Genomic DNA, 26,944 nt, shown 5'->3' with positions numbered 1-26,944 from the left:
CGTCATGGGCATGGCGTCATAGGCAGGCCGCGCTTTCGTGGCTGAGCGGCGCGCGCGAAAGGACTGAGTTCATGGCCGGCAGATCCCGAACCATCGTCTATCTCATGCTGGTGCTGGTGATGCTACTTTGGTCCGGCAACTCCGTGGTGGCGCGGGCGATCCACACGGAAATGCCGCCTTTCACGCTGGCCTTCTGGCGCTGGAGCGGCGCGACCCTGATCGCGCTGCCGGTGGCGTGGCGCTATTTGCGGCAGGACTGGCCTGTGGCCAAAGCCAATTGGAAGATCATCCTGTTCCTCGGCGTGATCGGCGTCGGCTGCTTCAACGCCTTCATGTATTCCGGCCTGCAATATACGACGGCAGCGAACAGCCTGCTCATTCAGGCGGCCATTCCGGCGCTGGTGCTGCTGTTCGATTTCCTGTTCTTCCGCAACCGGCCCCGCGCCGTGCAGGTGGCGGGCGTGATCATGGCGGCTGCTGGCGTGTTCACGATCATCCTGCAAGGCAATCCTTCGGCCCTGTTCGCGATGGTGTTCAACCGGGGCGATCTGCTGGTGCTTTGTGCTGTGACGCTGTGGTCGCTCTACACGGTGTTTCTGCGCCTGCGGCCGAAGATTCATGGCCTCAGCTTTCTGGCGATCACCGCCTTTATCGGCGTGCTGTGCATGGCGCCGCTATCCGCTTATGAGCTGACGCATGCGCGGGTGATCATGACGCCCGGTGTTGCGGCGGGCGTGGCCTATGTCATCCTGCTGCCCTCGCTGGTCGCCTACTTCCTGTTCAATTTGGCGGTAGAGCAGATCGGGGCGGGTGATGCCGGGCAGGTGATCAACCTGCAGCCCGTGTTCGGCGCGCTGCTGGCGGCGCTGCTGCTGAACGAGCCGCTGCACGGCTATCATCTTGCCGGCATGGGCCTGATCTTCATCGGCATCGCACTGCCCTTCCTGCGGCGACCCGTCCGCGCCCCGATGGCGCATTAACTTCCGGCGCAAGTGCAGCTAGAACGAACGCAATGACCGATTCCTCAGACGATCCGGGCTTCGACCTTGGCGAACCGCCCCGGCCGCAAGCGGCTGTGGCGCCCATCACTTCGCCTGACGCGCCCGCCTATCGCGTGCTGGCCCGCGCCTATCGCCCGCAGACCTTTGCCGAGCTGATCGGTCAGGAGGCGATGGTGCGCACGCTCGCTAACGCGATCAAGCGCGAGCGTCTGCCCCACGCCTTCCTGATGACCGGCGTGCGCGGGGTGGGCAAGACCTCCACCGCGCGGCTGATCGCCAAGGCGCTCAATTGCATCGGGCCGGACGGGCAGGGCGGGCCGACGATCGATCCGTGCGGCGTCTGCGAACCTTGCAAGGCGATTGCCGAGGGGCGCCATATCGATGTAATCGAGATGGATGCGGCCAGCCATACCGGTGTCGACGATGTGCGCGAGATCATCGAGGCGGTGCGCTATGCGGCCGTCTCGGCGCGGTTCAAGATCTACATTATCGACGAAGTGCATATGCTCTCGCGCAATGCCTTCAATGCCTTGCTCAAGACTCTTGAAGAGCCGCCTGAGCATGTGAAGTTCCTGTTCGCCACCACCGAGGTGAACAAGGTGCCGATCACGGTGCTCTCCCGCTGCCAGCGCTTCGACCTGCGGCGCATCCCGGTGGAGCTGCTGGTCGATAATTTCCGCATGATTTGCGGCAAGGAAGGCGTCGTCGCCGAGGACGATGCCCTGCGCCTCATCGCCACCGCGGCGGAAGGCTCGGCGCGCGATGGCCAGTCGATCCTCGATCAGGCGATTGCGCATGCCGGGGTCGGCGAGGATGGCCGGCCCTTCGTGCAGGCCGATCAGGTTCGCGAAATGCTCGGCCTGTCGGATCGCGGCGCGACGCGGCGGCTGTTCGACCAGATTCTCGATGGCGATGCACCGGCGGTGCTGGCGACATTGGGCGAGCAGGAAGCGCTCGGCGTCGAGCCGCTCGCCACGGTGAATGCCTTGCTCGATCTCATCCATGCGGCGACGACTGCCAAGGCCGGGCGCGGCGCCGGGCTCGACCGCATGCCGGAGGCCGAGCGCGGCGCGATTGCCGGCTGGGCTGAGCAATTGTCTTTCCCGGTGCTCCATCGCTTGTGGCAATTGCTGCTCAAGGGCCATGCCGAGGTTGCTGCTGCAGCGCGGCCCCACGCGGCCTGCGAAATGGCGCTGCTGCGGCTGATCCACGCCTCGGCCATGCCGGACCCGGCCGAACTGGCGCGGCTCATCCGCGAAGGTGCCGGTGGCGGGCAGGCGAGCCCGACGATGCCGGCCCCTGCGCCCAGTGGGACGTTGAGCGAAGCGGCCCAGGCGGTCCCAAGCGCTCCGCCGCCGCCCGCGCCGCCAGCCGCGTCTGAGCCGGAAGCGGCAACGCCAGCGCTGCCGAAGGATTTTGCTGCGATGGTCGAGGCGCTCAAGGCACGCCATGCCCGGCTCAGCGCGGAACTGCATGATTATGTGAGCCTTGCGCATTATGCTCCGCCGGAGCTGGCCTTCCGCATCCTCCAGCCGCTCGATGCCGATTTCCCCCGGCAAGTAGCGGCGGCGTTGCGTGAGGTGACGGGCGAGGTCTGGGATGTCCGCTCGACGGACGCCCACGGCCAGCCAAGCCTGCGCGAGCAGGAACAGGCCGCCAAAGAAGCGCGGCTTGCCCAGATCAGCGCTGCGCCTATCGTGGCTGCCGCGCTGGACGCATTCCCCGGAGCACGGCTCGTGGACCCGGATGATGAGCAATATAGGAGTGAAGGCTGATGAAGGACCTCAACGACATTCTCGGCATGGCCAGCCGGGTGCAGGAGGAAATGCAGAAGGCGCAGGCTGAACTCGATAACATCGAGGTCGAGGGTGCTTCCGGCGGCGGACTGGTCAAGGTGCGGGCGAGCGCCAAGGGCCGTATCCTCGGCCTTTCGGTCGATGAGAGCCTGATCGTGCCGGCCGACAAAACGATGCTGGAAGACCTGATTGTCGCCGCCTTCAACGATGCGCGCGCCAAGGCGGATGAAGCGGCCAACGAGCAGATGAGCAAGATGACGGCTGGTCTGCCTCTGCCGCCGGGCTTCAAGATGCCCTTCTGATCGGCGTAAAAAGGCGATAGTTTTTACCCGCGCTTAACCAGTTCGGCAGTCAGTAGCTTTTCGCGCCGTTGAAATGCGCGCGCGGCTGAACGATATGATGCATTGATCGTTTTTCGCGATGCGCGGGAAAAGCGACCGGGTTGTGAAGCGGCCCCTTCTGCACGAAGGCGGTTCGCAGGCTCAGGGGTAAGGCCCCCTGGCTGGATTGGAGTGACAATGGATCTTGATCTGCCTCTCTTGCCGCTGCGGGATATCGTCGTTTTCCCGCAGATGATCGTGCCCCTGTTCGTGGGACGCGACAAGAGCGTGACGGCGCTTGAGAAGGCGATGGCGGGCGACAAGGACATCTTCCTCGTCGCGCAGCTAGACCCGAGCGAGGACGATCCGGACCGGGAAGCGCTTTACGACATGGGCGTCATTGCCAGCATCGTGCAGATGCTCAAGCTGCCCGATGGCAATGTCCGCGTTCTGGTGGAAGGCAAGCAGCGCGCCTCCCTGACCGCGTTGACGGATGCTGAGGATCATATCGTCGCCACCGTGGCGCCGCTGGACGATATCGTCGTGGGCGGCGCCGAGGTCGAGGCGATGATGCGCTCGGTCACCGACCAGTTCGAGAATTACGCCAAGCTCAACAAGAAGTTGCCGGCCGAAGCTGCCGCGCAATTGCGCGAGATCACGGAGGCTGGCCGCCTGTCCGATTTCATCGCGGCCAACCTTGCCGTGAAGGTTGCCGACAAGCAGTCCCTGCTGGTCGAGGGCGATCCGCTCAAGCGCCTGGAAATGGTGTTTGCCTTCATGGAAGGCGAACTCGGCGTGTTGCAGGTCGAGAAGAAAATCCGTGGCCGCGTGAAGCGCCAGATGGAGAAGACCCAGCGCGAATATTATCTCAACGAGCAGCTCAAGGCGATCCAGCGCGAGCTGGGCGGCGGCGAAGGTGAGGAGGGCGATGAGCTTTCCGAACTGACCGAGAAGATCAAGAAGACCCGCCTGAGCAAGGAAGCGCGCAGCAAGGCTGAAGCCGAGCTGAAGAAGCTGCGCTCCATGCAGCCCATGTCGGCCGAAGCGACGGTGGTCCGCAATTATCTCGATGCGCTGCTCGGCGTGCCCTGGGGCAAGAAGAGCAAGCTCAAGAAGGATCTGGTGAAGGCGCAGGACGTGCTGGATGCCGATCACTTCGCGCTCGACAAGGTCAAGGACCGGATCATCGAGTATCTCGCCGTGCAGGCGCGCTCCGACAAGCTGAAAGGCCCGATCCTGTGCCTCGTCGGCCCGCCGGGTGTCGGCAAGACCTCGCTCGGTCGTTCCATCGCCAAGGCGACGGGCCGTGAGTTCGTGCGCCAGTCGCTCGGCGGCGTGCGGGACGAGGCCGAGATTCGGGGCCATCGCCGCACCTATATCGGCTCCATGCCGGGCAAGATCGCGTCCAACCTCAAAAAGGCCGGGGCGATGAACCCGCTGGTGCTGCTCGACGAGATCGACAAGCTCGGCCAGGATTTCCGCGGTGATCCGGCTTCCGCGCTGCTCGAGGTGCTGGACCCGGAGCAGAACAGCAAGTTCCAGGACCATTATCTGGAGATCGACCTCGATCTGTCGGACGTGATGTTCGTCACGACTGCCAACAGCCTCAATCTTCCGCAGGCGCTGCTCGACCGCATGGAGATCATCCGGCTGGAGGGCTACACCGAGGATGAAAAGCTGGAGATCGCGCAGCGGCATCTGATCGAAAAGCAGATTGAGGCCCATGGGCTGAAAGAAGGCGAATTCGCCATCGAGGAGGCCGCGCTGCGCGACCTCATTCGCTATTATACGCGGGAAGCGGGCGTGCGGACGCTGGAGCGGGAGATTGCGCGGCTGGCGCGCAAGGCGCTCCGCCGGATTCTTGAGGGTAAGGAAACCAGCGTCACCATCACGCCGGAGAATCTCGGCGATTATGCGGGCGTACGGAAGTTCCGTCACGGCATTTCCGAGGAAGAGCACCAGATCGGTGCCGTCACCGGCCTTGCCTGGACGGAAGTGGGCGGCGAGCTGCTCACCATCGAATCGGTGACGGTCCCCGGCAAGGGCCAGATCAAGACGACTGGCAAGCTCGGTGACGTGATGACCGAGTCGGTGCAGGCGGCCTTCTCCTATGTGAAGGCGCGCGCCCCGGCTTATGGGATCAAGCCGAGCATCTTCAACCGCAAGGATATTCACATCCACCTTCCCGAAGGCGCGGTACCCAAGGATGGGCCGAGCGCTGGTATCGGCATGGTGACGTCCATCGTCTCGACGCTGACCGGCATCCCCGTCCACAAGGATGTCGCGATGACCGGCGAAGTGACGCTGCGCGGCCGAGTTCTGCCCATTGGCGGGCTGAAGGAAAAGCTGCTCGCGGCGCTGCGCGGCGGAATCAAGACCGTGCTCATTCCGCAGGAGAATGAGAAGGACCTGGTGGAGATTCCGGCGAACATCAAGGAAGGCCTTGAAATCGTGCCGGTGAGCCATGTGGACGAGGTGCTTGCCCGGGCGCTCACCGGGGCGTTGACACCGATCGACTGGTCCGAGGAAGATGATCTCGCCGCCCAGCCTCCGATCGGCTCGGCAGCCGAGCATGAGCAGCGGATGCGGCACTGAGTCTCGCGATGATCGTCATGACGCCGATGCCCAAAACAGCCCGATTTGAAGTTAAGGGCGGTTAAGGATCGTCATAAATGGGCCGGTCCGTCGTCCGGACCGGACCGATCATCGTGAAAAACAGCGTAAATCAGGGTTTTTAACGGGTTTGAGGCGCAAATCTCTTTGACACTTGCGACGAAGCAAGCCTTTATGCGCGCCTTCGTCGCATGATTCCCACCACAAGTTTTCTCAAGAAGGGGGTTCCCAAGGCATGAACAAGCAGGATCTCATCAGTTCGGTCGCGGATCAGAGCGGCCTCACCAAGGCCGATGCGAACAAGGCTGTTGAGGCAGTGTTCGACGCGATCACCGCCGCTCTCAAGAAGGGCGATGAAGTTCGCCTCGTTGGCTTCGGCACGTTCTCCGTTTCGCAGCGCAAGGCCTCGACCGGTCGCAACCCGCGCACCGGCGAAACCATGGCGATCAAGGCTTCCAGCCAGCCGAAGTTCAAGGCCGGCAAGGGTCTCAAGGACGCCGTCAACTAATCAACTCGATCGATCGTTGCCCCGCGCTTTCCGGCCGGGGCACCGCTTGATTGGATCGCCGACAGGGAACGCGACGTCCCATGTCGGCAAAGGCCGGGCTCTGCCTGGCCTTTTTGATTTTCAGCCGGGGGAAGGCTGACGATGCCCGGTCTGCCGGGAAAAGCGTGCTAATCCCGAAAGGGGCGCGCTCTGTGCTTGACGGCGGTCCTCCCGGGGCATTATGGGCCGCCTCTCGATAGCGTCGATGGACGCTGTGGCGATCGTAGCTCAGTTGGTTAGAGCGCTGGTTTGTGGTACCAGAGGTCGCGGGTTCGGATCCCGTCGATCGCCCCATTTTCTTTTCCGAGATTTGGATGACTGGCCGCCGCGCTGCGTGCGCGGGGCTGACAGCCCGTCGCGCGCCGCCTATAGGCGCAGCATGGCAAAAGCAGACGATGATCGGGAGGAAGGGCTGCGGCTCAGTCCTCGCTATGACCGCGACGGATTGATCACAGCCGTGGCGAGCAATGTCGATACCGGCGAATTGCTGATGCTGGCGCATATGAACGCGCAGGCCCTGGCCGCGACGATCGAAACGCGCGTTGCCCATTTCTGGTCGCGCAGCCGGGACAAGCTCTGGCGCAAGGGCGAGGAGTCCGGCAACGAACTCCACATCGTCGACATGCGGATGGATTGCGATCAGGACGCGATCTGGCTGCTGGTCAAACCCGTGGGGCCGGCCTGCCACACCGGCCGTGTCAGTTGCTTCTATCGCCGCGTCACGGATGACGGGCTTGAATGGATCGATCGCGAGCCGCACGCCCATTGAGCGGTAACGGACCTGTCGCTCGGTCTCGCCGGAGCAACGGCGCGGAGGGGTTGATTTTCCGTTGACGTAAACGTAAACTGCGCGTCTGACCTTCATGGAAGGATGGATGCAATGACGAAGCTCCAGATGATTGCCGGCATTCCCCAGCCGGAACGGGACGGGCGGGAAGAGTTTTCGATCTCCGACCTGTGCGACGAATTCGAAGTTACCCCGCGCGCTCTGCGCTTCTACGAGGATGAGGAACTCATCTCGCCGCGCCGGCAGGGCCTGACGCGGGTCTACAGCCATCGCGATCGCGCGCGGCTCGCCTGGATCTTGCGCGGCAAGCGGGTGGGATTCAGCCTGGCCGAAATCCGCGACATGATCGACCTGTACGATGCCGGCGACGGTCGGCGCACCCAGCGCGAATTTACCGTCGCCAAATGCGAGGAGCGGATCGGATTGCTCCAGCGGCAGCGGCAGGATATCGACGAAGCCATTGAAGAGCTGAAGAATTTCGTCGCGCTCGTCGAGGAAAATCAGCGCCTGTCAGGCGAACTCAACTAAGACTTTCTACCACGGAGAGGCCCATGCCCAGCTACAAGGCGCCCGTCGCCGACACCATGTTCATCCTCAACGAGATCGTCGGGCTGGAGCGTCTGACGAACAATCCCGGCTTTGCTTCGGCGACCAGCGATATCGTTCAGGCCATTCTCGAAGAGGGCGGCAAGTTTGCCAGCGAGGTGCTTAGCCCGCTCAATGCCGTAGGCGACCAGATTGGCTGCAAGCGCAATGACGATGGCACGGTGACGACGCCGCCGGGCTTTCAGGAAGCCTTCGACCAGTTCGTCGCGGGTGGCTGGACCACGCTGCATGCGCCGGAGGAATATGGCGGGCAGGGTCTGCCTATCGTGCTGGCGATCGCCGCCGAGGAATATTTCACGGCGTCGAACCACGGCTTCAACATGTATCACGGCCTGACCGGCGCCGCGGTCAGCGCGATCCTCGCCAAGGGCGACGATACGCTAAAGCAGAAATATGTGCCCAACATGGTCTCCGGCCAGTGGTGCGGCACTATGAACCTGACCGAGCCGCACTGCGGCACCGACCTCGGCCTCATCAAGACGCGCGCGCAGCCGCAGGATGATGGCAGCTACAAGATCACCGGCACCAAGATCTTCATCTCGGCCGGCGAGCACAGCATGGCCGAGAACATCATCCACCTCGTGCTGGCCAAGACGCCGGGTGCGCCCGCAGGCAGCAAGGGCATCTCGCTCTTCCTCGTCCCCAAGATGATGGTCAATGACGATGGCTCGCTGGGCGCGCACAACGCCGTCACCTGCGGCTCCATCGAGCACAAGATGGGCATTCACGGCAACGCGACCTGCGTCATGAACTATGACGATGCGACCGGCTGGATGATCGGCGAGGAGAATAAGGGCCTCGCCGCGATGTTCATCATGATGAACCAGGCGCGACTGGGCGTGGGCCTTCAGGGCCTTGCGCAAGGTGAACTGGCCTATCAGCAGGCAGTCCATTATGCGATGGACCGGCGGCAGGGCCGCGCGCTGACCGGCGCTGCCGAGCCTGACAAGCCCGCCGATACGCTGTTCGTGCACCCCGATGTTCGCCGGATGCTGATGGAGTGCAAGGCGCTCACCGAAGGCCTGCGCGCGCTCGTCTTGTGGGGCGCCCTGCAGGTCGATCTCATCAAATATGCGCCGACCGAGGAAGAGCGTCAGGCGGCGGACGACATCATCTCGCTGCTCACTCCGGTCATCAAGGGCTATGGCACGGACAAGGGCTTCGATGTCGCGGTGCTGGCACAGCAGGTGTTTGGCGGCCATGGCTACATCCGCGAATGGGGCGTGGAGCAGGCGGTGCGCGATGCGCGCATCACCATGATCTATGAGGGCACCAATGGCGTTCAGGCCATGGATCTGGTCGGCCGTAAGCTGCCCGCCAATGGCGGTCGCGCGGTGCAGGCGCTGTTCAAGATGGTCGCCGAGGATGTCGCCGCCGGCAAGGCCGTGCCGGAGACGGCTGCTATTGCTGAGGCGCTGGAGAAGGCCAATCAGCAACTGCAGGCCGCGACGATGTGGCTGATGCAGAACGCCATGCAGAACCCGAACAATGCCGGGGCTGCGGCTTATGCCTATATGCACATCACCGGCATCGTCGCGACGGGCATGATGTGGCTGCGCATGGCGATGGCCGCGCAGGCGCAGCTCAATGCGGGTACGGGCAACCCCGATTACATGAAGGCCAAGCTGGTGACGGCCCGCTACTTCGCCGAGCGCATCATGCCGGAAGCCGGCGCGCTGCGTCGCAAGATCGAGGGCGGCGCCGAGGTGCTGATGGAACTGCCGCCCGAGGCGTTCCTGACGGCAGCCTGATCGGGCTTATCCTGCGGGACCAAGAAGCGGCTTCCTCTCTCCGGAGAGGGAGCCGTTTTCACGTCGATGGCTGAGGTTCAGGGCTTTGCAGATGCCGGCGCATCAGCCCGCAGCGGTGCCTTGAATAGCGCGGCATCGCCGGGCTTGAGCGGCACCAGCTCGCCACGCTGCATGTCGGCGACCGGACGTGCGCCGGCAGGCAGCTTGATCTGCGAGGCTTCCCCGCGTTCGTCGGCCAGCAGCTTGGGCGCGGGTGCGCTCGGCGTGCGGCGGACCATGCAGTTGACGCGCGGCACGTCGCGGAACTCGTCGCAATTGTAGAGCGTGCGCTCGATGCCGCTGTCCTTCATGCGGATATAGGAAAATGACATGGAGGCGAGGCTGGTTTCCGCGACCGGGAAGCTGCGCGGCGTCGCCTTATCGCTCGTCCAGGCCAGCAGGCGACACTGCGCGCGCCCGGCGCACAGGCGCGCGGCGGCGTCGGCATAGCGGGCCGGGTCGCCGCCCGGATCGAGTGTCATCACAAACCCTGTGCCGCCGGGTTCGATGGCAGCCAGCCGACCGGGGCCGATGCGCTTGCCGATATCCGCAGCACCAAGCGCCGCGGGAGCGGTGGCATCGTCGATCAGCGAACCGGGCAGGGTGCCGGCCAACGCGCTATCATCGGCGTGAAGGGGCGACAAGGCGGCGAGCTTGGCGATGGCAGGCTCGGCAGCGATGCTGAGGCTCCGCGCAAAGGCCGGCGGCGTGCCCCACCAGCCCTCCCAGCGGAAGAACAGGTGCGTATCGACCGCCGCGACCTTGTCGAGCGACTTGCTCCAATAGGGCATCACCCAGTCGGTGTGATAATGGGTGCTGTAGCCCACGGGCGCATAGACATCGCCTGCGAGCATCCGCGCGGCATTGCCCCGGGCGCGATCCAGGCTGCCGTGGACGGGCGGCGCGCCATGGCGCCATCGCAAGTGAAGGTGAACTGGCAGCCGGTGGCCCGCTCCTGCCCCTGAAACACCACGCCGCACACCGTCTTGGGGAAGGCGGGGTGGCGCAGGCGGTTGAGCACGACCTGTCCCACGGCGCGCTGGCCCTTGGCGTCGTCGCCGGCCTCATAGATCATTGCGGCGGCAAGGCAGTCGGTTGCGCGGCCCAGTGCCACCGCATCGCCCTTGAACGTGAAGGGGCGGGGGGCAGGATTGGGCGCGGTCGAGAAGGGGATCTGCGCGTTCAGCTGTCGCGCCTGATCGGGGTGGGAGGCGTCGAGCACCAGCGGCTCGACGACGGGCACGGGGCTGTTATCCGGTGCCTTGGGCAGGGCTGTGCTCACGGTCTCGCTGCCGGGCAGGGCGGTAACGCTGGAGCGATTGCCGATGGCGAGCAGCGCCAGAGCGCTGGTGAGGATCAGCCCTAGAAGGCCGGCCAGCACGAGTCGGCCCTGGCGCGAAGAGAGCGCCGGGAATGCCGATTTTCGCGCAATCAGACCGTTGCTTGCCATACGTCCTTCCGCCAAAGCCGCCATGCGCGGCCAGAGAGGGGCGGTATGTGTGCCTTTAGGCAGCGTTAGGCAAGAGCGGCACGGCCAGCCGCCCGGTCGCAGGGACCGCCGTGCCATAACGGGAAAATCCGGCCGGCAAGTCTTAACGGCTCGCCGGCACAGGATGGTCGACCCGGATCAGCCGGCTTCGGGCAGGAAGTCCGGCACAGAAAGATAGCGCTCACCAGTGTCGTAATTGAAGCCCAGCACCTTGGCGCCGGCGGGCAGTTCCGGCAGCTTCTGAGCGATGGCGGCCAGCGTGGCGCCGGAGGAGATGCCGACCAGCACGCCTTCCTCGCTGGCAGCGCGGCGGGCATAATCCTTGGCATTGGCGGGATCGACCTGGATCACGCCGTCCAGCAGATCGGTGTGCAGATTGGCCGGGATGAAACCGGCGCCGATGCCCTGGATGGGGTGCGGGCCGGGCGCGCCGCCGCTGATGACCGGGGAGAGCGTCGGCTCCACGGCAAAGACCTTGAGGCCCGGCCACATCGCCTTGAGTACCTGCGCGCAGCCGGTGATGTGGCCGCCGGTGCCGACACCAGTGATTAGTGCATCCAGCGGCTCATCGGCGAAGTCGTTGAAGATTTCCTGCGCCGTCGTGCGGACGTGGACATCGATATTGGCCGGATTCTCGAATTGCTGCGGCATCCACGCACCGGGTGTGGCGGCCACGATTTCCAGCGCGCGCTCGATGGCGCCCTTCATGCCCTTTTCACGCGGGGTCAGGTCGAAGCTGGCACCATAGGCCAGCATCAGGCGGCGGCGCTCAAGGCTCATGCTCTCGGGCATGACGAGGACGAGCTTATAGCCCTTCACGGCGGCGACCATGGCAAGACCAATGCCGGTGTTGCCTGAGGTTGGCTCGACGATGACGCCGCCGGGCTTGAGGCTGCCGTCCTTTTCCGCAGCCTCGATCATGGCCAGCGCGATGCGGTCCTTGATCGATCCGCCGGGGTTCGAGCGCTCGGACTTGATCCAGACATTCGCATCGCCAAACAGGCGGTTGAAGCGGATGTGCGGCGTGCCGCCGATCGTTTCGAGAATGGACGAGACTTTCATGGGCAATCCTCCATAAGGCGATCGATCAATTAAAACTTAATTGATAGAGATTTGCAAGGGGCGGACTCTATCCTTCTTTTGCGGGAGCAGCGCCCGCGTGGGAAGGCCGGAAATGAACGTCGGGCGGATCGAACGTCCGGGCGTTCCGCAATTCAGGGAAAAGGCGCGACCACCACAAGGTAATGGCGATTGCACCCACGCCGCCGGCAATCACAGCGGCGATCGGCCCGATGAGCGCGGCGAGAAAGCCCGACTCGGCATCGCCCAGCTCATTCGAGGCGGAAATCGTCATCATTGAAACGCTGGTCACGCGCCCGCGCATGTCATCGGGCGTGTGGAGCTGGATCAGCGACTGGCGCACGAACACCGAGAACATGTCCGCACTGCCCCACGTCGCCATGGCGAACAGGGCGACGATGATCGCGGTCTGCTGCGGCATGAAGGCGGTGAGCCCGAAGACGATCGTCGCCAACCCGAAGATGCCGACCGAGAGCATCATCTTCAGCCCGACATTGTGGCGCAGCGGCCGGAACGAGAAGAACAGCGCCGTCAGCCCCGCGCCGATGCCCGGCGCTGCGGCAAGATGCCCCAAGCCCTGCGAGCCGATATCGAGCACGTCGCGCGCATAGACCGGCAGAAGCGCTGTGGTGCCGGCGAGCAGCACTGCAAACAGATCCAGCGTGATGGCGCCGAACACCAGCCGGTTGGTGCGCACGTAGGTGAGGCCGTCGATGATCTGGCCGATCGGATGACGGTCGCGCTGGCGGGCCGCTTGCGGGACTTTGCCGACGAAGATCATGCCGATGACCGCCCATGCCGAACAGCGCGCTGCTGAACATATAGGCAAAATAGGGCTTGAAGGCATAGGCGTAGCCGGCGACGGCCGGCCCGACGATGCTGCCGGCCTGCCAGAACATGCTGCTGAACGCGATGGCGCGGGGCAGCAGGTCCTTGGGGACGATGTTCGGGCCCAAAGAGCCGAGCGCTGGCCCTTGGAAAGCGCGGGCAAAGCCGATCAGCGCGGCGAGGGCGAAGATCAACGGCAGGCTGATCCATCCTTCGTAGCTGGAAAGTGCCAAAATCCCTGCCGAGAAGAGCAGCAGCGAGAGCGTGCCCATGGCGATGCGGGTCCGCGAATAATTGTCCGCGACAAGTCCCGCAAAGGGGGTCAGCACAAAGACCATGACGAATTGGATGAGGCCGATGAGCCCCAGCTGCGCCGCGGACTGCCGGGCGACATGGTCTGGCGCGCGATGTTGTAGGCTTCCCACGCGATGATGAGCGCCATGCCGTTCGATGCGAGGATCGTCGACAGGCGGACCATCAGATAGGCGCGGAAGGCGCCGATCTGAAAGGGATGGGTCGGTGGCTTGCGCCCGGCGGTGCCGTCAGGCTCGCGAGAAGATGGGCTGACCATGCATGTTCCTTGGCGCAAGGCTGGCGACGGCGCAACGGACCAAAACGCGCGCAGGGCAAAGATTTTCGATTGCCGCGCGCCTTCGCTTAGGCGGAACGAAAAAGGCCCGGCAGGAACCCACGCTCCGCCGGGCCGAGTTTGAGCACTGGGGCTGCCAGCGCCCTTCGGGTCGCAGCTCCGCCCTAAGAAAACAGGGTAATGAGTCATCAGGAAATAAAGCGGCTTGTCATTTTTCCTGGCGCACCTGCGGCGTCATGAACACAATTGCGCCGCCTGAGGTACCGCACCTCAGGCGAGGCTGATGAAGCTGTCCAGAACCCGCTTGGCGCCGGCCTGCTCGAAATCGATCTCCAGCTTGTTGCCCTCGATGCCCGTCACCGTCCCATAGCCGAACTTCTGGTGGAAGACGCGGGTGCCGAGGCTGACGTCGCTGCGGCCCTTGTTTCCGAGGCTCACCGCGCTCTGCCGTGCCTCGACGAGGCGCGTCGGCTCACGCGAGAACTGACTTTGCGCCCGTTGCCAGCCCGGTCCGCGCCCCGAGCCCCGAGCGACATTGGCAAAGGGGTCGTCCCGCTCGGACCAGTTGGCGCGCCATAGGCTGGCGCCGCCGGACATGGTGTTTCCTCCTCCACCGTCTCCTTGGGCAATTCGCCAATGAAGCGGGAGGGGATGGAACTGGTCCATTGGCCATAGACCCGTCGGTTGGCGGCGTGCAGGATCAGGCAGCGCTGGCGCGCGCGGGTGATCGCCACATAAGCCAGCCGGCGCTCTTCCTCCAGGCTGGCAAGGCCGCCTTCATCGAGCGCGCGTTGCGAGGGGAATAGGCCATCCTCCCAGCCCGCCAGGAACACGGTGTCGAACTCCAGCCCCTTGGCGGCGTGGATGGTCATCAGCGTGACCTTGGCTTCATCGGCCTGCGCCTCATTGTCCATGACCAGGCTGACATGCTCGAGGAAGGCCCCGAGCGTCTCATATTCCTCCATGGCGCGGGTGAGTTCCTGCAGGTTCTCCAGCCGCCCGCTGGCCTCCGTCGTACGCTCGGCCTGCAGCGCAGCGGTGTAACCGCTCTCGTCGAGAATCTGGCGCGCGAGATCGGCGTGGTCATCGCATTGGCGAGATCGCGCCAGCGGGCGAGATCGCCGATGAACCGCCCCAGCGAGCGCCGCGCCTGCGGGGGTCAGCTCGTCCGTGTCGAGAATGCGGGCGGCGGCGCTGGTGAGCGGCTCGGCCAAGGCACGGCGAGGCGGTGAACCTTCCTCGACCGCCTTGTCGCAAGGCCGCGCTTGGGCACGTTGACGATCCGCTCAAAGGCAAGATCATCCGCCGGCTGTTGACGAGGCGCAAGATAAGCCAGCGCATCGCGGATTTCGGCCCGCTCATAGAAGCGGAAGCCGCCGACGATGCGATAGGGCAGGCCGATCTGGATGAAGCGGTCTTCGAACTCGCGGGTCTGGAAGGAGGCGCGCACGAGAATGGCGATCTTCTCGGCGCCGACGCCCTGCCGCTCCAGCGACTCGATCTCCTCGCCGACACGGCGGGCCTCTTCCGGCCCGTCCCACACGCCGATGACGCGCAGCTTCTCGCCATCGGCCTCCTGCGTCCACAAGGTTTTGCCGAGCCGCCCGCCATTCTGCGCGATGACGCCGGAGGCCGCGGCCAGGATATGCGGCGTCGAGCGATAATTCTGCTCCAGCCGGATGATCGCGGCGCCAGGAAAATCGCGCTCGAAGCGCAGGATGTTCGCCACTTCCGCGCCGCGCCAGCTATAGATGCTCTGGTCGTCGTCGCCCACGCAGCATATGTTCTTGCGCTGCTGGGCGAGCAGCCGCAGCCAGAGATACTGGCTGGTATTGGTGTCCTGATACTCGTCCACCATGATGTAGCGGAAGCGCTGCTGATATTGCTCCAGCACCTCACGATCGGTCTTGAAGATCGTCAGCATGTGCAGCAGCAGATCGCCGAAATCGCACGCGTTGAGCGCGCGCAGGCGGGCCTGATACAGCGCATAGATCGCCGCGCCCTTGCCATTGGCGAAGGCCTCGCTCTCGCCCGCGTCGATTTCGCCGGGGGTGAGGCCCTTGTTCTTCCACTTGTCGATCAGCCCGGCCAGCGCGCGGGCGGTGAAGCGCTTCTCATCGATCCCCTCGGCGACGATGATCTGCTTCATCAGGCGCAACTGGTCGTCGGTATCGAGAATGGTGAAGTTGCTCTGCAGCCCGACCAGTTCGGCATGGCGGCGCAGCATCTTGGCGCAGACGGAGTGGAAGGTGCCGAGCCAGGGCATGCCCTCGACCGCCTCGCCGATCATCCGCCCCACGCGCTCGCGCATCTCGCGGGCGGCCTTGTTGGTGAAGGTGACGCACAGGATCTCTGATGGCCATGCGCGGCGGGTCGCCACCAGATGCGCGAGGCGCGCTGTCAGCGCTGCCGTCTTGCCCGTGCCCGCGCCCGCCAGAACCAGAACCGGCCCTTCCGTGGTCAGCACAGCCTCGCGCTGCGGCGCATTGAGGCCCTGGATATAAGGCGGGTCGGCAGGAGAGGGGGCTGGCAAAGGATCGGTCACAGGCGAACAACTAGGGAACGGGTGGGGCTGGGGCAAGGGCCTTGGCGTGCGTTCAGACCGCTTCATCCCGATTACGCCCCCGGCGGTCTGCGGCGGATGGTTCGACCGGAACGGCTGTCCCGCTGCGGGATTTCCATCCCACAAGAACGATCACTCATAGGAGGATGCGATCATGCGCTTCTCAACCATTCTCGCCTGCGGTGCCGCTTCGGCACTGGCCTTCGCTGCCCACGCACAAGACATGCCGCCTCCGGGTGGAGCGCCAGCCGGCCCGCCGTCCGCGACCGCGCCGATGCCGGGCGACACACCCGGGCCGATGCCGGGCGGGACGGACACCATGCCCCCGCCGACTGGTAACCCCATGCCCGGTGATGGCATGAACCCGCCGCCGCCGCCCCCTGCACCCGGCGGCACGATGACGCCACCGCCGCCTCCGCCCCCGGGTGGTGGCCAGGTTGAGATGATGCCGCAGCGGCCCGTGGAGCAGACCGCTCCGCAGCCCCCGGCAGAATATCCGGTCTGCTCGCGCACCGTGAAGGACGGGTGCAAGAACCCCGGCGGGCAGTAACTAACCGAGCTTCTGCTGAGGTCGGCGTCCGTCTAGGTTGCCGGCCTCAGCAGGACCAATTTGGCCTTGCCGACCACGCGTTCGGCATCGCAATCGAAGCCTTTGACCGCGATCTCTTCCCGCTTTTCCGTCTCAATGCTCACCCAGGTGCTGGGGCCGACCCAGCCGAGCCGAGCAAGCTTGTCCAGAGCGACGGCACCCGCGCCGGTGCCATAAGGCGGGTCCATGAAAATCACATCCAGCGGCGCCGACGTGGCGCCAAGCGCAAGAACATCGTTCTGGCGGATGTCGGGCCGCGCGAGTCCCAGCTTTTCGGCATTTTTACGCAGGGCGGCGATCGCAGCCCGGTCGCGCTCGACGAAGAGGCATGTCGCTGCCCCGCGAGAGAGCGCCTCAAAGCCAAGCGCGCCGGAGCCGGCAAAGAAATCGCCCACGGCAAGCCCTTCGAATGAGCCCAAACGGCTGGTGAGCATCGAAAACAGCGTCTCGCGTGTGCGATCCGCTGTCGGGCGCGTTTCCTCGCCGACTGGCGCCACCAGCGGGCGGCCCCGCCATTGTCCTGAGATGATCCTCATTTGAGCGTCTTGCGGAACTTGATGAGATCGACTTGGCGCACCTCGGCCACTTCACCCGGCGCGGAATCGCCCAGCACGAAGGGGCCGTAGCGGGTCCGGATCAGCCGGCTGACCTTAAGGCCAAGATGTTCGAGTACGCGTCGTACTTCGCGGTTCTTGCCTTCGGTCAGCGTCATTTCGATCCACTGATTGCGCCCGGTCCGCCGCTCCAGATTGGCGTCGATGCGACCATAGCGCATCCCCTCGATCTCGACGCCCTCGATCAGCTCTTCAAGTTGCGCCTGGCTGATCTCCCCGAACGCGCGCGCGCGATAGGTGCGCTCGACACCGGTGGAAGGCAGTTCCAGCTGCCGCTTCAGCTCGCCATCGGTGGTGAGCAGCAGCAGGCCTTCCGTGTTGAGATCGAGCCGGCCGACCGGCATCACGCGCGGCAGGTCGGCGGGCAGGCGATCATAAATGGTCGGACGCCCGGCGGGGTCTTTGGCGGTGGTGAGCAGGCCGGCCGGCTTGTGGAACAGGAACATGCGGGCCGGTGCGGGCTCCTTCACCGCCACACCATCCACCGTCACGCCGCGCAGCGACTTGAGCAGCGTCGCGGGCGTTTCCACCAGCGTGCCGTTCAGCGCCACGCGCCCTTCGGCGATCATCCGCTCGACATCCCGGCGGGAGGCGACGCCCGCGCGGGCCATCAGCTTGGCGATGCGCTCGCCCTCTCGCGCGGTGCCATCATCGGCGGCCTGGCGCACCTGCGGCGCGACGCGGCCTGCGCCCCGGCGCGCTCTGGGCGGCTGGGCTCGACGATCGGTAGCACCGGCTACAGGGCGCTGGGGACGGCGAGGTCCGGAAGGTCCACGAGTGTTCGACAAAATCTGTGTCCGTTTTTGGGGCGGCTGTGTCATCGCTGCACTGGCGAATCGCAGCCGCGCGACCTAGCGTTTTTGTGCGCCGGGATCGATCCGTTTTCGGTCTGCGGTTTGGCGCAACGGGAATGAGGCGGCAATGTTTTTCTCGAAGGAGACGCAGCGAATACGCCGCATCCTGATTGTCGAGGATGAGCCGCTGCTCGCGTTCGATGAAGAACACACCCTCCAGACGGCCGGCTATGAGGTGGTCGCGACAGTCGATCGCTTCCGGGAAGCGACGGCGATCATCCTCGAACAGGGCGCGGTCGATCTGGTTGTCACCGACGTGCGGCTTGCCGGTGTTCGCTCGGGCGTCGAGCTGGCCCGCCATGCCCGCGAACTCGGCATTGCCGTGCTGTTCGCGACGGCCACCTGCCCTGAGGAAGCGCGCGATCAGGACATTGCGCTCGGGTGCCTCTCCAAGCCATTTCTGCCGCGCGACCTCATCCGTGCCATTGGCGTGTGCGAGAGGGTGATTGGCGGGCGCTCGCCCGGCCGGCTGCCGGCGGGGCTGAAACTCTTCAAGCGCAACTGAGGGCTGCGCTGAGGCGCGCGGGTAAAAACGATGCTTTGAATTCCGGCATAGCGCTCTAAGACTGCGGGTTCAGGCCCAAGCAGTCGGAGTGTGCATGTCGCAGACCCTCATATTCGCCGTGATTGTCGGTGCAGTCGTGGCGAGCGGCTTCTTCGTTCCAAGCTTCCGTCCTTATTTGCGGCCCATGCCGTTCGTCGCGTTCCTGCTCGGCATATCGAGCGGCTTTCCGCTGACGCTGCTGCTGGCGACAATGACCTTCTGGCTCTCCAAGGTTGGCATCGACAAGTCCACGATCGGCTTCGCCATTGGCCTGACGACGCCCTACACGCTCAAATTCCTGTGGGCGCCGCTGGTCGACAAGGTGCCACTGCCTGTGCTCACCCGCCTGTTCGGGCAGCGGCGTGCATGGCTGTTCTTCATCCAGGCGCTGCTGTTTGGCGCGATCTGGCAACTGGGCGCCAGCGATCCGGCAACCGATCTGGCGCGCTTTGCGCTCTGGGCCATAGCCGTCGCCTTCCTCTCCGCCACGCAGGATATCGTGATCGATGCCTACCGCATCGAAATCCTGAGCGAGCAGGAACTGCCGCACGGTACGGCGATGAACCAGTTCGGCTATCGCACCGGTAATCTGCTGGCCGGCGCTGGGACGATCTTCCTCGCCTCCACTGAAGGCGCCGGGCTGGGTTGGGCCGTCGCCTATGGCATCACTGCCTTTTGCGTGCTCCCGGCAGCGATTGGCGCGCTGCTGGCGGGGCCGGGGCGCTATGTGGAGCACCGCGCGGTGCGCGAGGGGCTGGCAATGGGCGACTGGCTCAAGGAGACCATCGTCAATCCATTCCGCGAGTTTCTCTCCCGTCACGGCGCCTTCCTCGTCCTGGGCTTCGTGCTGATCTACAAGATCGGCGATGCCATGGGGCAGGTGATGCTGGCGCCGATGATCGTCGAGCTGGGCTTTACCGACACCGAATATGTCACCGTCAACAAGTTCGTCGGCTTTGCCGCGCTGATTGCCGGGTCGGCGCTGGGCGCACCGTTCATCGCCCGGCTGGGCATGGGGCGTGCTTTGTTCGTCTCCGGTGCGATGATGATGCTCTCCAACCTGCTGTTCTGCGCGCTCGCCGTAGCCGGACATTCGACGCCGATGCTCGCGCTGGCGGTGGGAACGGAGAATTTCACCAGCGGCATCGGCCTGACGGTGTTTGTGACCTATCTCTCCGGCCTGTCGAGCCTCGCCTATACCGCCACCCAATTTGCCCTGCTGTCATCCTTCGCCGCAGTCGGCCGAACATGGCTATCGACGCCTTCGGGCTATCTCGCCGAGGGGCTGGGCTGGGTCGGTTTCTGGGCGTTCACCGTCGTGGCTGCGATCCCCGGCATGATCCTGCTCTGGATCATGTGGACGAAAGGCTTCGTGGTGGAGTCCGTGCGACAGCCCAGCACGCAGGACGATTAGCGACGCGCCTCAGACCGGCGGCTGGTTGTTGGCGACCAGCACCTGCCCGGCCAGATAGAGCGTACCCGCCATCAGGACCGTGCGTCGCGGCCCCGGCGACATCCGTCAGCGCCTCCTGGATCGTGGTGAAGCTGCGGTGCGGCACCTCCCATGCACGGGCAACTTGCGCGAAGACCTCCGGCCCGTGATGCTCATGGCCGGGCACCGGCAGCGAGCGGATCGAGCGGATCAAGGGACGGAGCGGCTTGAGGAAGCCGGCGACGTCCTTGTTCGAGAGCATGCCGATGATCAGGTCGATGCCCTCATCGGCCAGATGGCTTTCCGTCAGCGCATCGGCCAGCGCCTTGCCGGCATCGGGGTTATGCCCGCCATCGAGCATCAACGTCCGCCCGGGCAGCATCGCGTTGAGCGGACCGCCTTCCAGACGCTGCATGCGCGCGGGCCAGTGCGCCCAGAGCGGTGCGGCGCGCAGCGCGGCCTCGGGCAGGGGCACCGCCTGCGGTGACGGAGCATCGCAATGGCGAGGCCCATATTGGAAATCTGGTGCGCCGTGCTGCTCGGGCTCACCGGCGTCGTGCTGATCGCGCGGCCGGGTGGCGGGCTGGATGTGGTGGGCGTCATGCTCGCTCTGGGCGCCGCCATTCTCAATGGCACCTATCAGCTCATGTCCCGCACGCTCGCGGCGACCGAGAAGACCTTCGCTTTGCTCTTCTACAGTGCTGCCGTGGGCAGCCTCGTCTTCGGCGCGGTGGCGCCCTTCTACTGGGCGGGGCGGATGCCGACGCTGCTGGAAGGCGCGCTACTGGCGTCGCTGGGCCTGTGGGGCGGGGTGGGGCATTATCTGTTCACGGCGGCCTTTCGCCATGCCCGGCTTCGACGCTGGCGCCGATCACGTATCTGCAGGTGCTGTGGGCGACAGTGCTGGGCTGGATCGTGTTCCGGCATGTGCCGGATCCGGTGGCGATTGTCGGGATGCTGACGATCGGGAGCGCCGGCATGTTGATCGTGCTGAAGCGCCGCCGCCGGACTCCGCCCGCAACAGTGTGAGCGCACCGGAGGGGTCAGCCCTCCGCGGTGGCCGAAACCTCATAATGGGTGATCTGCTTGTCGCCGATGCCGAGGTTATCCCATGTGGCGCGCCAGTCCTTCATGTGCTGGCTCGCGGCATGGGCCTGCTGGGCCTCGCGGTCGCGAAACACCTCGAAGATGCGCAGAAGACCGGGTTCCGCGAGATCCTCGGCGAAGCTGTAGGCGATGCAACCCGGCTCCGCGCGGCTGGCTGCGACCATCCGCGCAATAACCGGACGCGCCGCCGGCAGGTTCTCCGGCGGCAAGCGAACGGTCCCGGCGAGGATCAGCATCAGCGGATCGGCGAATCCGGGGCGAGGCGCATGTCGAGATAATTGTCGACCGCATCATCAGCTGGTCGAGCTCATGCTCGAAGAAGTGATTGGCGTTGCGGATCTCGTCATGATGGATGGTGATGCCCTTCTGCGTGCGCAGCTTGTCGACCAGCTTCTGCACGGAGGCGGCCGAGACGACCTCATCGTTAACACCCTGCACGATGATGCCGGAGGCGGGGCAGGGCGCGAGGAACGAGAAGTCGTACATGTTGGCCGGCGGGGCCACCGAGATAAAGCCGCGCACTTCTGGGCGGCGCATCAGCAGCTGCATGGAGATCCACGCGCCAAACGAGAAACCGGCGATCCATGTCGTCTGCGCTTCCTGGTGGAAGCTCTGGATCCAGTCGAGTGCGGCGGCGGCATCGGAGAGCTCGCCGATGCCATTGTCGAACACGCCCTGCGAGCGACCGACACCCCGGAAATTGAACCGCAGCGTCGCAAAACCGCGCTTCACGAAGGTCTTGTAGAGCGCCTGCGTGATGCGATCGTTCATCGTGCCGCCGCCCTGCGGGTGCGGGTGCAGGATCAGCGCAACAGGCGCACGCGGGCGGGGCGGAGGGCTGAAACGGCCTTCGAGACGGCCTTCGGGACCGGGAAAAATGACGTCGGGCATGGCACCTGAGACTTGAAATGGGAGCGGGCGACCGAGACTGGCCGACGACGCGGGACGGGCGCTTATATAGGCGGAAGCGCGATTTTCGCAATGTTTCTGGTGGAGGGCGCCCGCTTCAGCCCCCGAACCAGCCCAGAGCAGCGGCGGTGAGGGGGTTCGCTGGGTCCAGCAGCAGCTTAGTGGTGAGCGCGAGGGACATGACGATCAGCAGAGGCCGCGCGATTCCGGCGCCGAAGCGGATCGCGAGATAGGCGCCGAATTGCCCGCCTGCGATGCTGCCAACCGCCATGGCAAGGCCGGTGATCCAGAGGACATGCCCGCCGATGATGAAGACGATCACGCTGGAGAAATTGCTGGCGAAATTGAGCAGCTTGGTATGGGCTACGGCGCGGATGAGGCCCAAGCCGAACAGGCCGACCAGCGCGGTGGTGAAGAAGGAGCCGGTGCCGGGCCCGAAAAAGCCGTCATAGCCGCCGATGATCGCCGCTGTGACGATGAGCGCGAGCGGGCCGAAGCGGCTGTGCCTGTCCTCATCGCTCATCCGGGGCGAGAAGAGGAAATAGAGCACCATCGCGACCAGCAGCATGGGCAGCAGCGCGGAGAGAAAGCCGGAATCGATCCGCGTCACCAGAAACGCGCCGCCCGCAGAGCCGATAAATGACGCCAGCGCCGGTAAGGCGAAGCGGCGGAAATCAATATGTCCGCGCCGGGCGAAGGCGATGACGGCGCCACAAGTGCCAAAGCTGCTCTGGAGCTTGTTGGTCGCCAGAGCGGTCACGGGCGGGATGCCCGCCGCCAGCAGCGCGGGAATGGTGACGAGGCCGCCGCCACCCGCCATGGCGTCGATGGTCGCGGCGAGAAACGCCACGCCCATGAGGATGAGGATGATGTCGAAAGCGGGATCCATGTCTTCGCATATCAGGTCTGTGCTGCGCCGCAACATGGCTGATTGCACCAGAGGGCAAATCCATTGCCGTGGCGCGACGGGCCTGTAGGGAAGGGCGATGAGCCGACGCATCTATCTCGATCATGCCGCGACCACGCCGCTGCTGCCACAGGCTCGCGCGGCGATGCTGGCAGGGTTCGATGCCTGGGCCAATCCCTCATCGCCGCATGCCGTCGGCCGTCAGGCGCGCGCCTTGCTGGAGGATGCCCGCCGCCGCGTGGCGCAGGCGCTCGATTGGGATGGGCATGTGTTGTTCACCGCTGGCGCGAGCGAGGCGCTGGCCATCGCGTTGACGCGCGCAAAGGCGTCTCCCTTGCTGGCAGGGGGCGAGCGAACATGATGCTGTGCTGCCCACATCCCGGAGGATCGCCGGCTGCCGGTCGATCATGACGGGATCGTGTGCCTGCCCGATGCCATTGCGCCGGGTACGCTGATCGCGATCCAGCAGGTCAATAGCGAGACCGGCGTGGATCCAGCCGCTGGAGGCGTTCGCCGAGCGCATCCACGCGCAAAACGGCCTGCTGCTGGCCGATTGCAGCCAATCGGCCGGAAGATGGCGCTGCCGCAAGGCGCGGACCTGATCGTCCTGAGCGCGCACAAGCTGGGCGGACCGATCGGCATTGTGCGCTTATCGTGCGCGATCTGACGGCTGCTCAGGCCCAAGCGGCGGGCAGGAGCAAGGCTATCGCGCCGGCACCGAGGCCATGCGCTGGCGCTAGGCTTTGCGGCGGCGCTGGAAGCTCCGCGCGGACTGGTTGGCTGACGTCGCCGGTTGGCGCGAGCGGGTGGACGCGGCTATTCTCGCAGCCGGCGGTGAGATCGTGGCGGGACGCCTCCCCGCGCTTGCCGACTATCGCCAGCTACCGAATGCCCGGCGTGTCCGCGCAAGCGCAGCTCATCCGCTTCGACATGGCCGGGATGGCGGTGTCGGCGGGCAGTGCCTGCTCGTCGGGCAGCTTGCGCACCAGCCATGTGTTGGCGGCCATGGGTTGGCCGCAGGCTGAGGCCGCCGAGGTGATCCGTGTCACTATGGGGCATGACACGTGGCGCGGCCGACATTGACGATTTTCTCACTGAGTGCAGGCCATCGCGCACGGGAACGCAAGACGATGATCTACCTCGATTACCAGGCCACCACGCCGCTGGCGCCGGAGGTGCGGATGCCATGGTGGCCGCGATGGATCATTATGGCAATCCGAACAGCGCGCATCGCATCGGTCGCATCGCGGCGGCGGATGTCGAACTGGCGCGGGGTCGCATCCTCGATGCGCTGGGCCGCGCGGATGGCCGCCTGATCTTCACCAGCGGCGCGACCGAGGCGCTGAACATGGCCATTATCGGCGCCGCGCGGGCTGCTCCGCAGAGCCGGCGACGGGTGGTGACGGTGGCGACCGAACATGCCGCCGTGCTCGATACGGTGATGGCTTTGCGTCGCGAGGGTTTCGAACCGGTGATCGTGCCGGTGAATGCCGACGGGCTGGTCGATCTGGAGATTGCCGAGGCGGCGATCGACGAGCGAGCCGCCCTGCTTGCGGTAATGCAGGTGAACAACGAGATCGGCGTGGTGCAGCCACTCGACCGGCTGTTCGTGATCGCGCGCGCGGCTGGCGTGCCGACATTGTGCGACGCCGTGCAGGGTTTTGGCCGACGTGCGACCCCTCAGGCGGACCTGATCGCGATCAGCGCTCACAAGATCCACGGCCCGAAGGGCGTGGGCGCGCTGTGGCTGCGCGAAGGCCTCGACCTGCCGCCGCTCATGCATGGTGGCGGGCAGGAGCAGGGGGTAAGGGCCGGGGACGCTCTCGCCCCATGCTGTGCGCGGGCTTCGGTGTGGCCGCGCAACTGGCGGCGCAGCGCCGCTATGCCGACCTCGCCCATGTCGAAGCGCTCTGGACGCGCGCGCTGGAGCTGTTTTGCGGATTGGCACCTCAATGGCACCGGGGAGGCGCGCTATCATGGCAATCTCAATCTCCGCCGGCCTGGGCTGGACGCGGCGCGGCTGATCTCGGATGTACGGACCGTCGCCGTCTCGCTCGGGTCTGCTTGCGCGAGCGGGTCGGCCGGCCGAGCCATGTGCTCAAGGCCATGGGTCTGAGCGATGCAGAGGCGCGCAGTTCGGTGCGGATCGGCATGGGGCGCTACACCAGCTGGCCGTCTGGAAGAAGCCGCGAGTCTGCTCAATCAGGCCGCCGACGCACAGGGAGTGCCCGCATGACCTTAGTCCGCTTCATCAGCGCCAATGGCGAACATGTGCAGGAAGTGGAGGCCAGCGCGGGCGACATTTTGCTCGACGTGGCACAGGCCGCCGGCCAGCCGCTGGAAGGCACCTGCGAGGGGCAGATGGCGTGCTCCACCTGCCATGTGATTGTGGACGCCGAGGACTTCGGCAAGCTCCCCCGCGCCAGCGAGGATGAGGAGGACATGCTCGATCTGGCGGCCTCCACCACCCGGACCAGCCGGCTCTCCTGCCAAATCGTGCTGAGTGGACGCGCTGGAGACGCTGACCGTGCACATTCCCGCCGAGAGTCGGAACATGCAGGGGGCTTGAGGACTGCAAGCTCCAGCCCGTGACCTCCAGTTCCCGTCATTCCCGCGAACGCGGGAATCTAAGCCCCAACCGAACTGCGTTACGCCCCTGGATTCCCGCGTTCGCGGGAATGACGGGTGGGGTGGCTTCGATCGATTAGTGCAGGAGGCCATGCAGCACGGCCATTTGAATAGCTGCAAGGCAGAATGACGTCTCCATCCGCTTGCATTTCCCGCCTCACGCCGCCATATGCGCCGCGGAAGTCGGGCGGACGTAGTCTTCGCCAACCTGGTCAGGTCCTGACGGAAGCAGCCACAACGAATTCGCTGCGGGTCGTTCCGGCTTCCACCTACCTCCCATCACAACGTCCTTGTTCTGCAGCGTCCTTCTGCTTGCGGGCACGCGCGCGGACTTGCCGGGGGCAGGATAGGGCGTCATGGGCATGGCGTCATAGGCAGGCCGCGCTTTCGTGGCTGAGCGGCGCGCGCGAAAGGACTGAGTTCATGGCCGGCAGATCCCGAACCATCGTCTATCTCATGCTGGTGCTGGTGATGCTACTTTGGTCCGGCAACTCCGTGGTGGCGCGGGCGATCCACACGGAAATGCCGCCTTTCACGCTGGCCTTCTGGCGCTGGAGCGGCGCGACCCTGATCGCGCTGCCGGTGGCGTGGCGCTATTTGCGGCAGGACTGGCCTGTGGCCAAAGCCAATTGGAAGATCATCCTGTTCCTCGGCGTGATCGGCGTCGGCTGCTTCAACGCCTTCATGTATTCCGGCCTGCAATATACGACGGCAGCGAACAGCCTGCTCATTCAGGCGGCCATTCCGGCGCTGGTGCTGCTGTTCGATTTCCTGTTCTTCCGCAACCGGCCCCGCGCCGTGCAGGTGGCGGGCGTGATCATGGCGGCTGCTGGCGTGTTCACGATCATCCTGCAAGGCAATCCTTCGGCCCTGTTCGCGATGGTGTTCAACCGGGGCGATCTGCTGGTGCTTTGTGCTGTGACGCTGTGGTCGCTCTACACGGTGTTTCTGCGCCTGCGGCCGAAGATTCATGGCCTCAGCTTTCTGGCGATCACCGCCTTTATCGGCGTGCTGTGCATGGCGCCGCTATCCGCTTATGAGCTGACGCATGCGCGGGTGATCATGACGCCCGGTGTTGCGGCGGGCGTGGCCTATGTCATCCTGCTGCCCTCGCTGGTCGCCTACTTCCTGTTCAATTTGGCGGTAGAGCAGATCGGGGCGGGTGATGCCGGGCAGGTGATCAACCTGCAGCCCGTGTTCGGCGCGCTGCTGGCGGCGCTGCTGCTGAACGAGCCGCTGCACGGCTATCATCTTGCCGGCATGGGCCTGATCTTCATCGGCATCGCACTGCCCTTCCTGCGGCGACCCGTCCGCGCCCCGATGGCGCATTAACTTCCGGCGCAAGTGCAGC

21 protein-coding genes, 1 tRNA gene, 1 other RNA gene and 6 pseudogenes are annotated in these 26,944 nt (G+C 65.1%); 18 read left to right on the top strand and 11 right to left on the bottom strand.

Annotated features, from left to right (window positions below; all coding sequences use genetic code 11):
• Positions 1-71: 71 nt before the first annotated feature.
• The 9 genes from M2337_RS15390 to M2337_RS15350 all read left to right on the top strand — a co-directional run bounded on the left by M2337_RS15390 (position 72) and on the right by M2337_RS15350 (position 9,421).
• A complete protein-coding gene (locus tag M2337_RS15390; RefSeq protein WP_264570939.1) occupies positions 72-980 on the top strand; it encodes a DMT family transporter in 909 nt (302 codons plus the stop codon).
• 32 nt (positions 981-1,012) lie between these two features.
• Positions 1,013-2,776, top strand: coding sequence for a DNA polymerase III subunit gamma/tau (locus M2337_RS15385; RefSeq protein ID WP_264570938.1), 1,764 nt, complete (start codon positions 1,013-1,015; stop codon positions 2,774-2,776).
• Positions 2,776-3,099, top strand: a complete 324-nt coding sequence (locus M2337_RS15380; protein ID WP_264570937.1) for a YbaB/EbfC family nucleoid-associated protein — start codon at positions 2,776-2,778, stop codon at positions 3,097-3,099. The genes M2337_RS15385 and M2337_RS15380 overlap by 1 nt, the downstream gene beginning before the upstream one ends.
• A gap of 216 nt (positions 3,100-3,315) precedes the next feature.
• Positions 3,316-5,712 (top strand): endopeptidase La, encoded by a 2,397-nt coding sequence (gene lon / locus M2337_RS15375; protein ID WP_264570936.1) that lies wholly within the window; start codon positions 3,316-3,318, stop codon positions 5,710-5,712.
• Between the two features lie 253 nt (positions 5,713-5,965).
• Positions 5,966-6,238: an HU family DNA-binding protein gene (locus tag M2337_RS15370; protein WP_181560266.1), complete on the top strand. Its 273-nt coding sequence runs from the start codon at positions 5,966-5,968 to the stop codon at positions 6,236-6,238.
• A gap of 256 nt (positions 6,239-6,494) precedes the next feature.
• Positions 6,495-6,571 (top strand) — tRNA-His (locus M2337_RS15365).
• 85 nt (positions 6,572-6,656) lie between these two features.
• On the top strand, positions 6,657-7,046 hold the full coding sequence (hisI, locus tag M2337_RS15360; RefSeq protein WP_264570935.1) for a phosphoribosyl-AMP cyclohydrolase: 390 nt from the start codon (positions 6,657-6,659) through the stop codon (positions 7,044-7,046).
• 111 nt (positions 7,047-7,157) lie between these two features.
• The gene (locus M2337_RS15355; protein ID WP_181560264.1) at positions 7,158-7,592 is read left to right on the top strand and encodes a MerR family transcriptional regulator; all 435 of its coding nucleotides are present in this window, start codon (positions 7,158-7,160) and stop codon (positions 7,590-7,592) included.
• Between the two features lie 23 nt (positions 7,593-7,615).
• A complete protein-coding gene (locus M2337_RS15350; RefSeq protein ID WP_264570934.1) occupies positions 7,616-9,421 on the top strand; it encodes an acyl-CoA dehydrogenase C-terminal domain-containing protein in 1,806 nt (601 codons plus the stop codon).
• Positions 9,422-9,498: 77 nt separating this feature from the next.
• Here M2337_RS15350 and M2337_RS15345 read toward each other — a convergent pair whose 3' ends face one another.
• From M2337_RS15345 to M2337_RS15320, 5 genes and pseudogenes are all read right to left on the bottom strand, one after another.
• The gene (locus M2337_RS15345) at positions 9,499-10,314 is read right to left on the bottom strand and encodes a hypothetical protein (RefSeq protein WP_264588612.1); all 816 of its coding nucleotides are present in this window, start codon (positions 10,312-10,314) and stop codon (positions 9,499-9,501) included.
• The gene (locus M2337_RS15340) at positions 10,251-10,910 is read right to left on the bottom strand and encodes a cell wall hydrolase (RefSeq protein WP_264588611.1); all 660 of its coding nucleotides are present in this window, start codon (positions 10,908-10,910) and stop codon (positions 10,251-10,253) included. The genes M2337_RS15345 and M2337_RS15340 overlap by 64 nt, the downstream gene beginning before the upstream one ends.
• Positions 10,911-11,087: 177 nt before the next feature.
• Complete coding sequence (gene cysK / locus M2337_RS15335; protein WP_264570932.1) at positions 11,088-12,011, bottom strand: cysteine synthase A; 924 nt, start codon at positions 12,009-12,011, stop codon at positions 11,088-11,090.
• 67 nt (positions 12,012-12,078) lie between these two features.
• Positions 12,079-13,428 (bottom strand): annotated as a pseudogene (locus M2337_RS15330) (MFS transporter).
• Positions 13,429-13,716: 288 nt separating this feature from the next.
• Positions 13,717-16,057, bottom strand: a pseudogene (locus tag M2337_RS15320) (ATP-dependent helicase).
• Positions 16,058-16,163: 106 nt separating this feature from the next.
• Between M2337_RS15320 and M2337_RS15315 the strand changes: the two are divergent.
• Positions 16,164-16,559, top strand: a complete 396-nt coding sequence (locus tag M2337_RS15315; protein WP_264570929.1) for a hypothetical protein — start codon at positions 16,164-16,166, stop codon at positions 16,557-16,559.
• Positions 16,560-16,591: 32 nt separating this feature from the next.
• Here the strand turns inward: M2337_RS15315 and rsmD are convergent, their stop codons facing one another.
• Positions 16,592-17,134, bottom strand: coding sequence for a 16S rRNA (guanine(966)-N(2))-methyltransferase RsmD (rsmD, locus tag M2337_RS15310; RefSeq protein WP_264570928.1), 543 nt, complete (start codon positions 17,132-17,134; stop codon positions 16,592-16,594).
• Positions 17,131-18,033 carry a pseudouridine synthase gene (locus M2337_RS15305; protein WP_264570927.1) on the bottom strand — a complete coding sequence of 301 codons (903 nt, stop codon included), beginning with the start codon at positions 18,031-18,033 and terminating at the stop codon, positions 17,131-17,133. Before M2337_RS15305 ends, rsmD begins: the two co-directional genes overlap by 4 nt.
• A gap of 100 nt (positions 18,034-18,133) precedes the next feature.
• On the opposite strand from M2337_RS15305, the gene M2337_RS15300 reads away from it, so the two are divergent.
• Positions 18,134-18,571: a response regulator gene (locus tag M2337_RS15300; RefSeq protein WP_181560256.1), complete on the top strand. Its 438-nt coding sequence runs from the start codon at positions 18,134-18,136 to the stop codon at positions 18,569-18,571.
• Positions 18,572-18,665: 94 nt separating this feature from the next.
• Positions 18,666-20,024 carry an AmpG family muropeptide MFS transporter gene (locus tag M2337_RS15295; RefSeq protein ID WP_264570926.1) on the top strand — a complete coding sequence of 453 codons (1,359 nt, stop codon included), beginning with the start codon at positions 18,666-18,668 and terminating at the stop codon, positions 20,022-20,024.
• Here M2337_RS15295 and M2337_RS15290 read toward each other — a convergent pair.
• A complete protein-coding gene (locus tag M2337_RS15290; protein WP_264588609.1) occupies positions 19,963-20,517 on the bottom strand; it encodes a hypothetical protein in 555 nt (184 codons plus the stop codon). The genes M2337_RS15295 and M2337_RS15290 overlap by 62 nt on opposite strands.
• Positions 20,518-20,541: 24 nt before the next feature.
• Between M2337_RS15290 and M2337_RS15285 the strand changes: the two genes are divergently transcribed.
• On the top strand, positions 20,542-21,003 hold the full coding sequence (locus M2337_RS15285) for a hypothetical protein (protein ID WP_264588608.1): 462 nt from the start codon (positions 20,542-20,544) through the stop codon (positions 21,001-21,003).
• Between the two features lie 82 nt (positions 21,004-21,085).
• On the opposite strand, the gene M2337_RS15280 is transcribed toward M2337_RS15285, so the two are convergent.
• The 3 genes and pseudogenes from M2337_RS15280 to M2337_RS15270 all read right to left on the bottom strand — a co-directional run bounded on the left by M2337_RS15280 (position 21,086) and on the right by M2337_RS15270 (position 22,947).
• Complete coding sequence (locus M2337_RS15280) at positions 21,086-21,385, bottom strand: putative quinol monooxygenase (RefSeq protein WP_264570944.1); 300 nt, start codon at positions 21,383-21,385, stop codon at positions 21,086-21,088.
• Positions 21,385-22,040: pseudogene (locus M2337_RS15275) on the bottom strand (alpha/beta hydrolase). Before M2337_RS15275 ends, M2337_RS15280 begins: the two are co-directional and overlap by 1 nt.
• A gap of 115 nt (positions 22,041-22,155) precedes the next feature.
• The gene (locus M2337_RS15270; protein WP_264570943.1) at positions 22,156-22,947 is read right to left on the bottom strand and encodes a TSUP family transporter; all 792 of its coding nucleotides are present in this window, start codon (positions 22,945-22,947) and stop codon (positions 22,156-22,158) included.
• Between the two features lie 97 nt (positions 22,948-23,044).
• Between M2337_RS15270 and M2337_RS17325 the strand changes: the two are divergent.
• From M2337_RS17325 to M2337_RS15235, 5 genes and pseudogenes are all read left to right on the top strand, one after another.
• Positions 23,045-24,058: pseudogene (locus M2337_RS17325) on the top strand (cysteine desulfurase family protein); the annotation flags it as partial.
• A 37-nt stretch (positions 24,059-24,095) separates the two neighbouring features.
• Positions 24,096-25,201: pseudogene (locus M2337_RS15250) on the top strand (cysteine desulfurase family protein).
• Positions 25,198-25,534, top strand: a pseudogene (locus tag M2337_RS15245) (2Fe-2S iron-sulfur cluster-binding protein). The pseudogenes M2337_RS15250 and M2337_RS15245 overlap by 4 nt, the downstream one beginning before the upstream one ends.
• Positions 25,535-25,768: 234 nt before the next feature.
• Positions 25,769-25,866, top strand: an RNA gene (gene ffs / locus M2337_RS15240) — signal recognition particle sRNA small type.
• Between the two features lie 150 nt (positions 25,867-26,016).
• Positions 26,017-26,925 (top strand): DMT family transporter, encoded by a 909-nt coding sequence (locus tag M2337_RS15235; protein WP_264570939.1) that lies wholly within the window; start codon positions 26,017-26,019, stop codon positions 26,923-26,925.
• Positions 26,926-26,944 lie beyond the last annotated feature (19 nt).

This window comes from Sphingobium sp. B2D3A (genome assembly GCF_025961795.1).
Taxonomy (GTDB): domain Bacteria; phylum Pseudomonadota; class Alphaproteobacteria; order Sphingomonadales; family Sphingomonadaceae; genus Sphingobium.
This window is presented reverse-complemented; position numbering and strand designations above follow the sequence as displayed.

Coding starts and splice junctions, on each gene's coding strand:
- M2337_RS15355 (WP_181560264.1), top strand. CDS start 7,158: ATGACGAAGCTCCAGATGATTGCCGGCATTCCCCAGCCGGAACGGGAC.
- M2337_RS15390 (WP_264570939.1), top strand. CDS start 72: ATGGCCGGCAGATCCCGAACCATCGTCTATCTCATGCTGGTGCTGGTG.
- M2337_RS15305 (WP_264570927.1), bottom strand. CDS start 18,033: ATGACACAGCCGCCCCAAAAACGGACACAGATTTTGTCGAACACTCGT.
- M2337_RS15270 (WP_264570943.1), bottom strand. CDS start 22,947: ATGGATCCCGCTTTCGACATCATCCTCATCCTCATGGGCGTGGCGTTT.
- M2337_RS15295 (WP_264570926.1), top strand. CDS start 18,666: ATGTCGCAGACCCTCATATTCGCCGTGATTGTCGGTGCAGTCGTGGCG.
- hisI (WP_264570935.1), top strand. CDS start 6,657: ATGGCAAAAGCAGACGATGATCGGGAGGAAGGGCTGCGGCTCAGTCCT.
- M2337_RS15235 (WP_264570939.1), top strand. CDS start 26,017: ATGGCCGGCAGATCCCGAACCATCGTCTATCTCATGCTGGTGCTGGTG.
- M2337_RS15350 (WP_264570934.1), top strand. CDS start 7,616: ATGCCCAGCTACAAGGCGCCCGTCGCCGACACCATGTTCATCCTCAAC.
- M2337_RS15370 (WP_181560266.1), top strand. CDS start 5,966: ATGAACAAGCAGGATCTCATCAGTTCGGTCGCGGATCAGAGCGGCCTC.
- M2337_RS15380 (WP_264570937.1), top strand. CDS start 2,776: ATGAAGGACCTCAACGACATTCTCGGCATGGCCAGCCGGGTGCAGGAG.
- M2337_RS15280 (WP_264570944.1), bottom strand. CDS start 21,385: ATGCTGATCCTCGCCGGGACCGTTCGCTTGCCGCCGGAGAACCTGCCG.
- rsmD (WP_264570928.1), bottom strand. CDS start 17,134: ATGAGGATCATCTCAGGACAATGGCGGGGCCGCCCGCTGGTGGCGCCA.
- M2337_RS15385 (WP_264570938.1), top strand. CDS start 1,013: ATGACCGATTCCTCAGACGATCCGGGCTTCGACCTTGGCGAACCGCCC.
- M2337_RS15300 (WP_181560256.1), top strand. CDS start 18,134: ATGTTTTTCTCGAAGGAGACGCAGCGAATACGCCGCATCCTGATTGTC.
- M2337_RS15340 (WP_264588611.1), bottom strand. CDS start 10,910: ATGGCAAGCAACGGTCTGATTGCGCGAAAATCGGCATTCCCGGCGCTC.
- lon (WP_264570936.1), top strand. CDS start 3,316: ATGGATCTTGATCTGCCTCTCTTGCCGCTGCGGGATATCGTCGTTTTC.
- M2337_RS15345 (WP_264588612.1), bottom strand. CDS start 10,314: ATGCTCGCAGGCGATGTCTATGCGCCCGTGGGCTACAGCACCCATTAT.
- cysK (WP_264570932.1), bottom strand. CDS start 12,011: ATGAAAGTCTCGTCCATTCTCGAAACGATCGGCGGCACGCCGCACATC.
- M2337_RS15285 (WP_264588608.1), top strand. CDS start 20,542: ATGGCGAGGCCCATATTGGAAATCTGGTGCGCCGTGCTGCTCGGGCTC.
- M2337_RS15315 (WP_264570929.1), top strand. CDS start 16,164: ATGCGCTTCTCAACCATTCTCGCCTGCGGTGCCGCTTCGGCACTGGCC.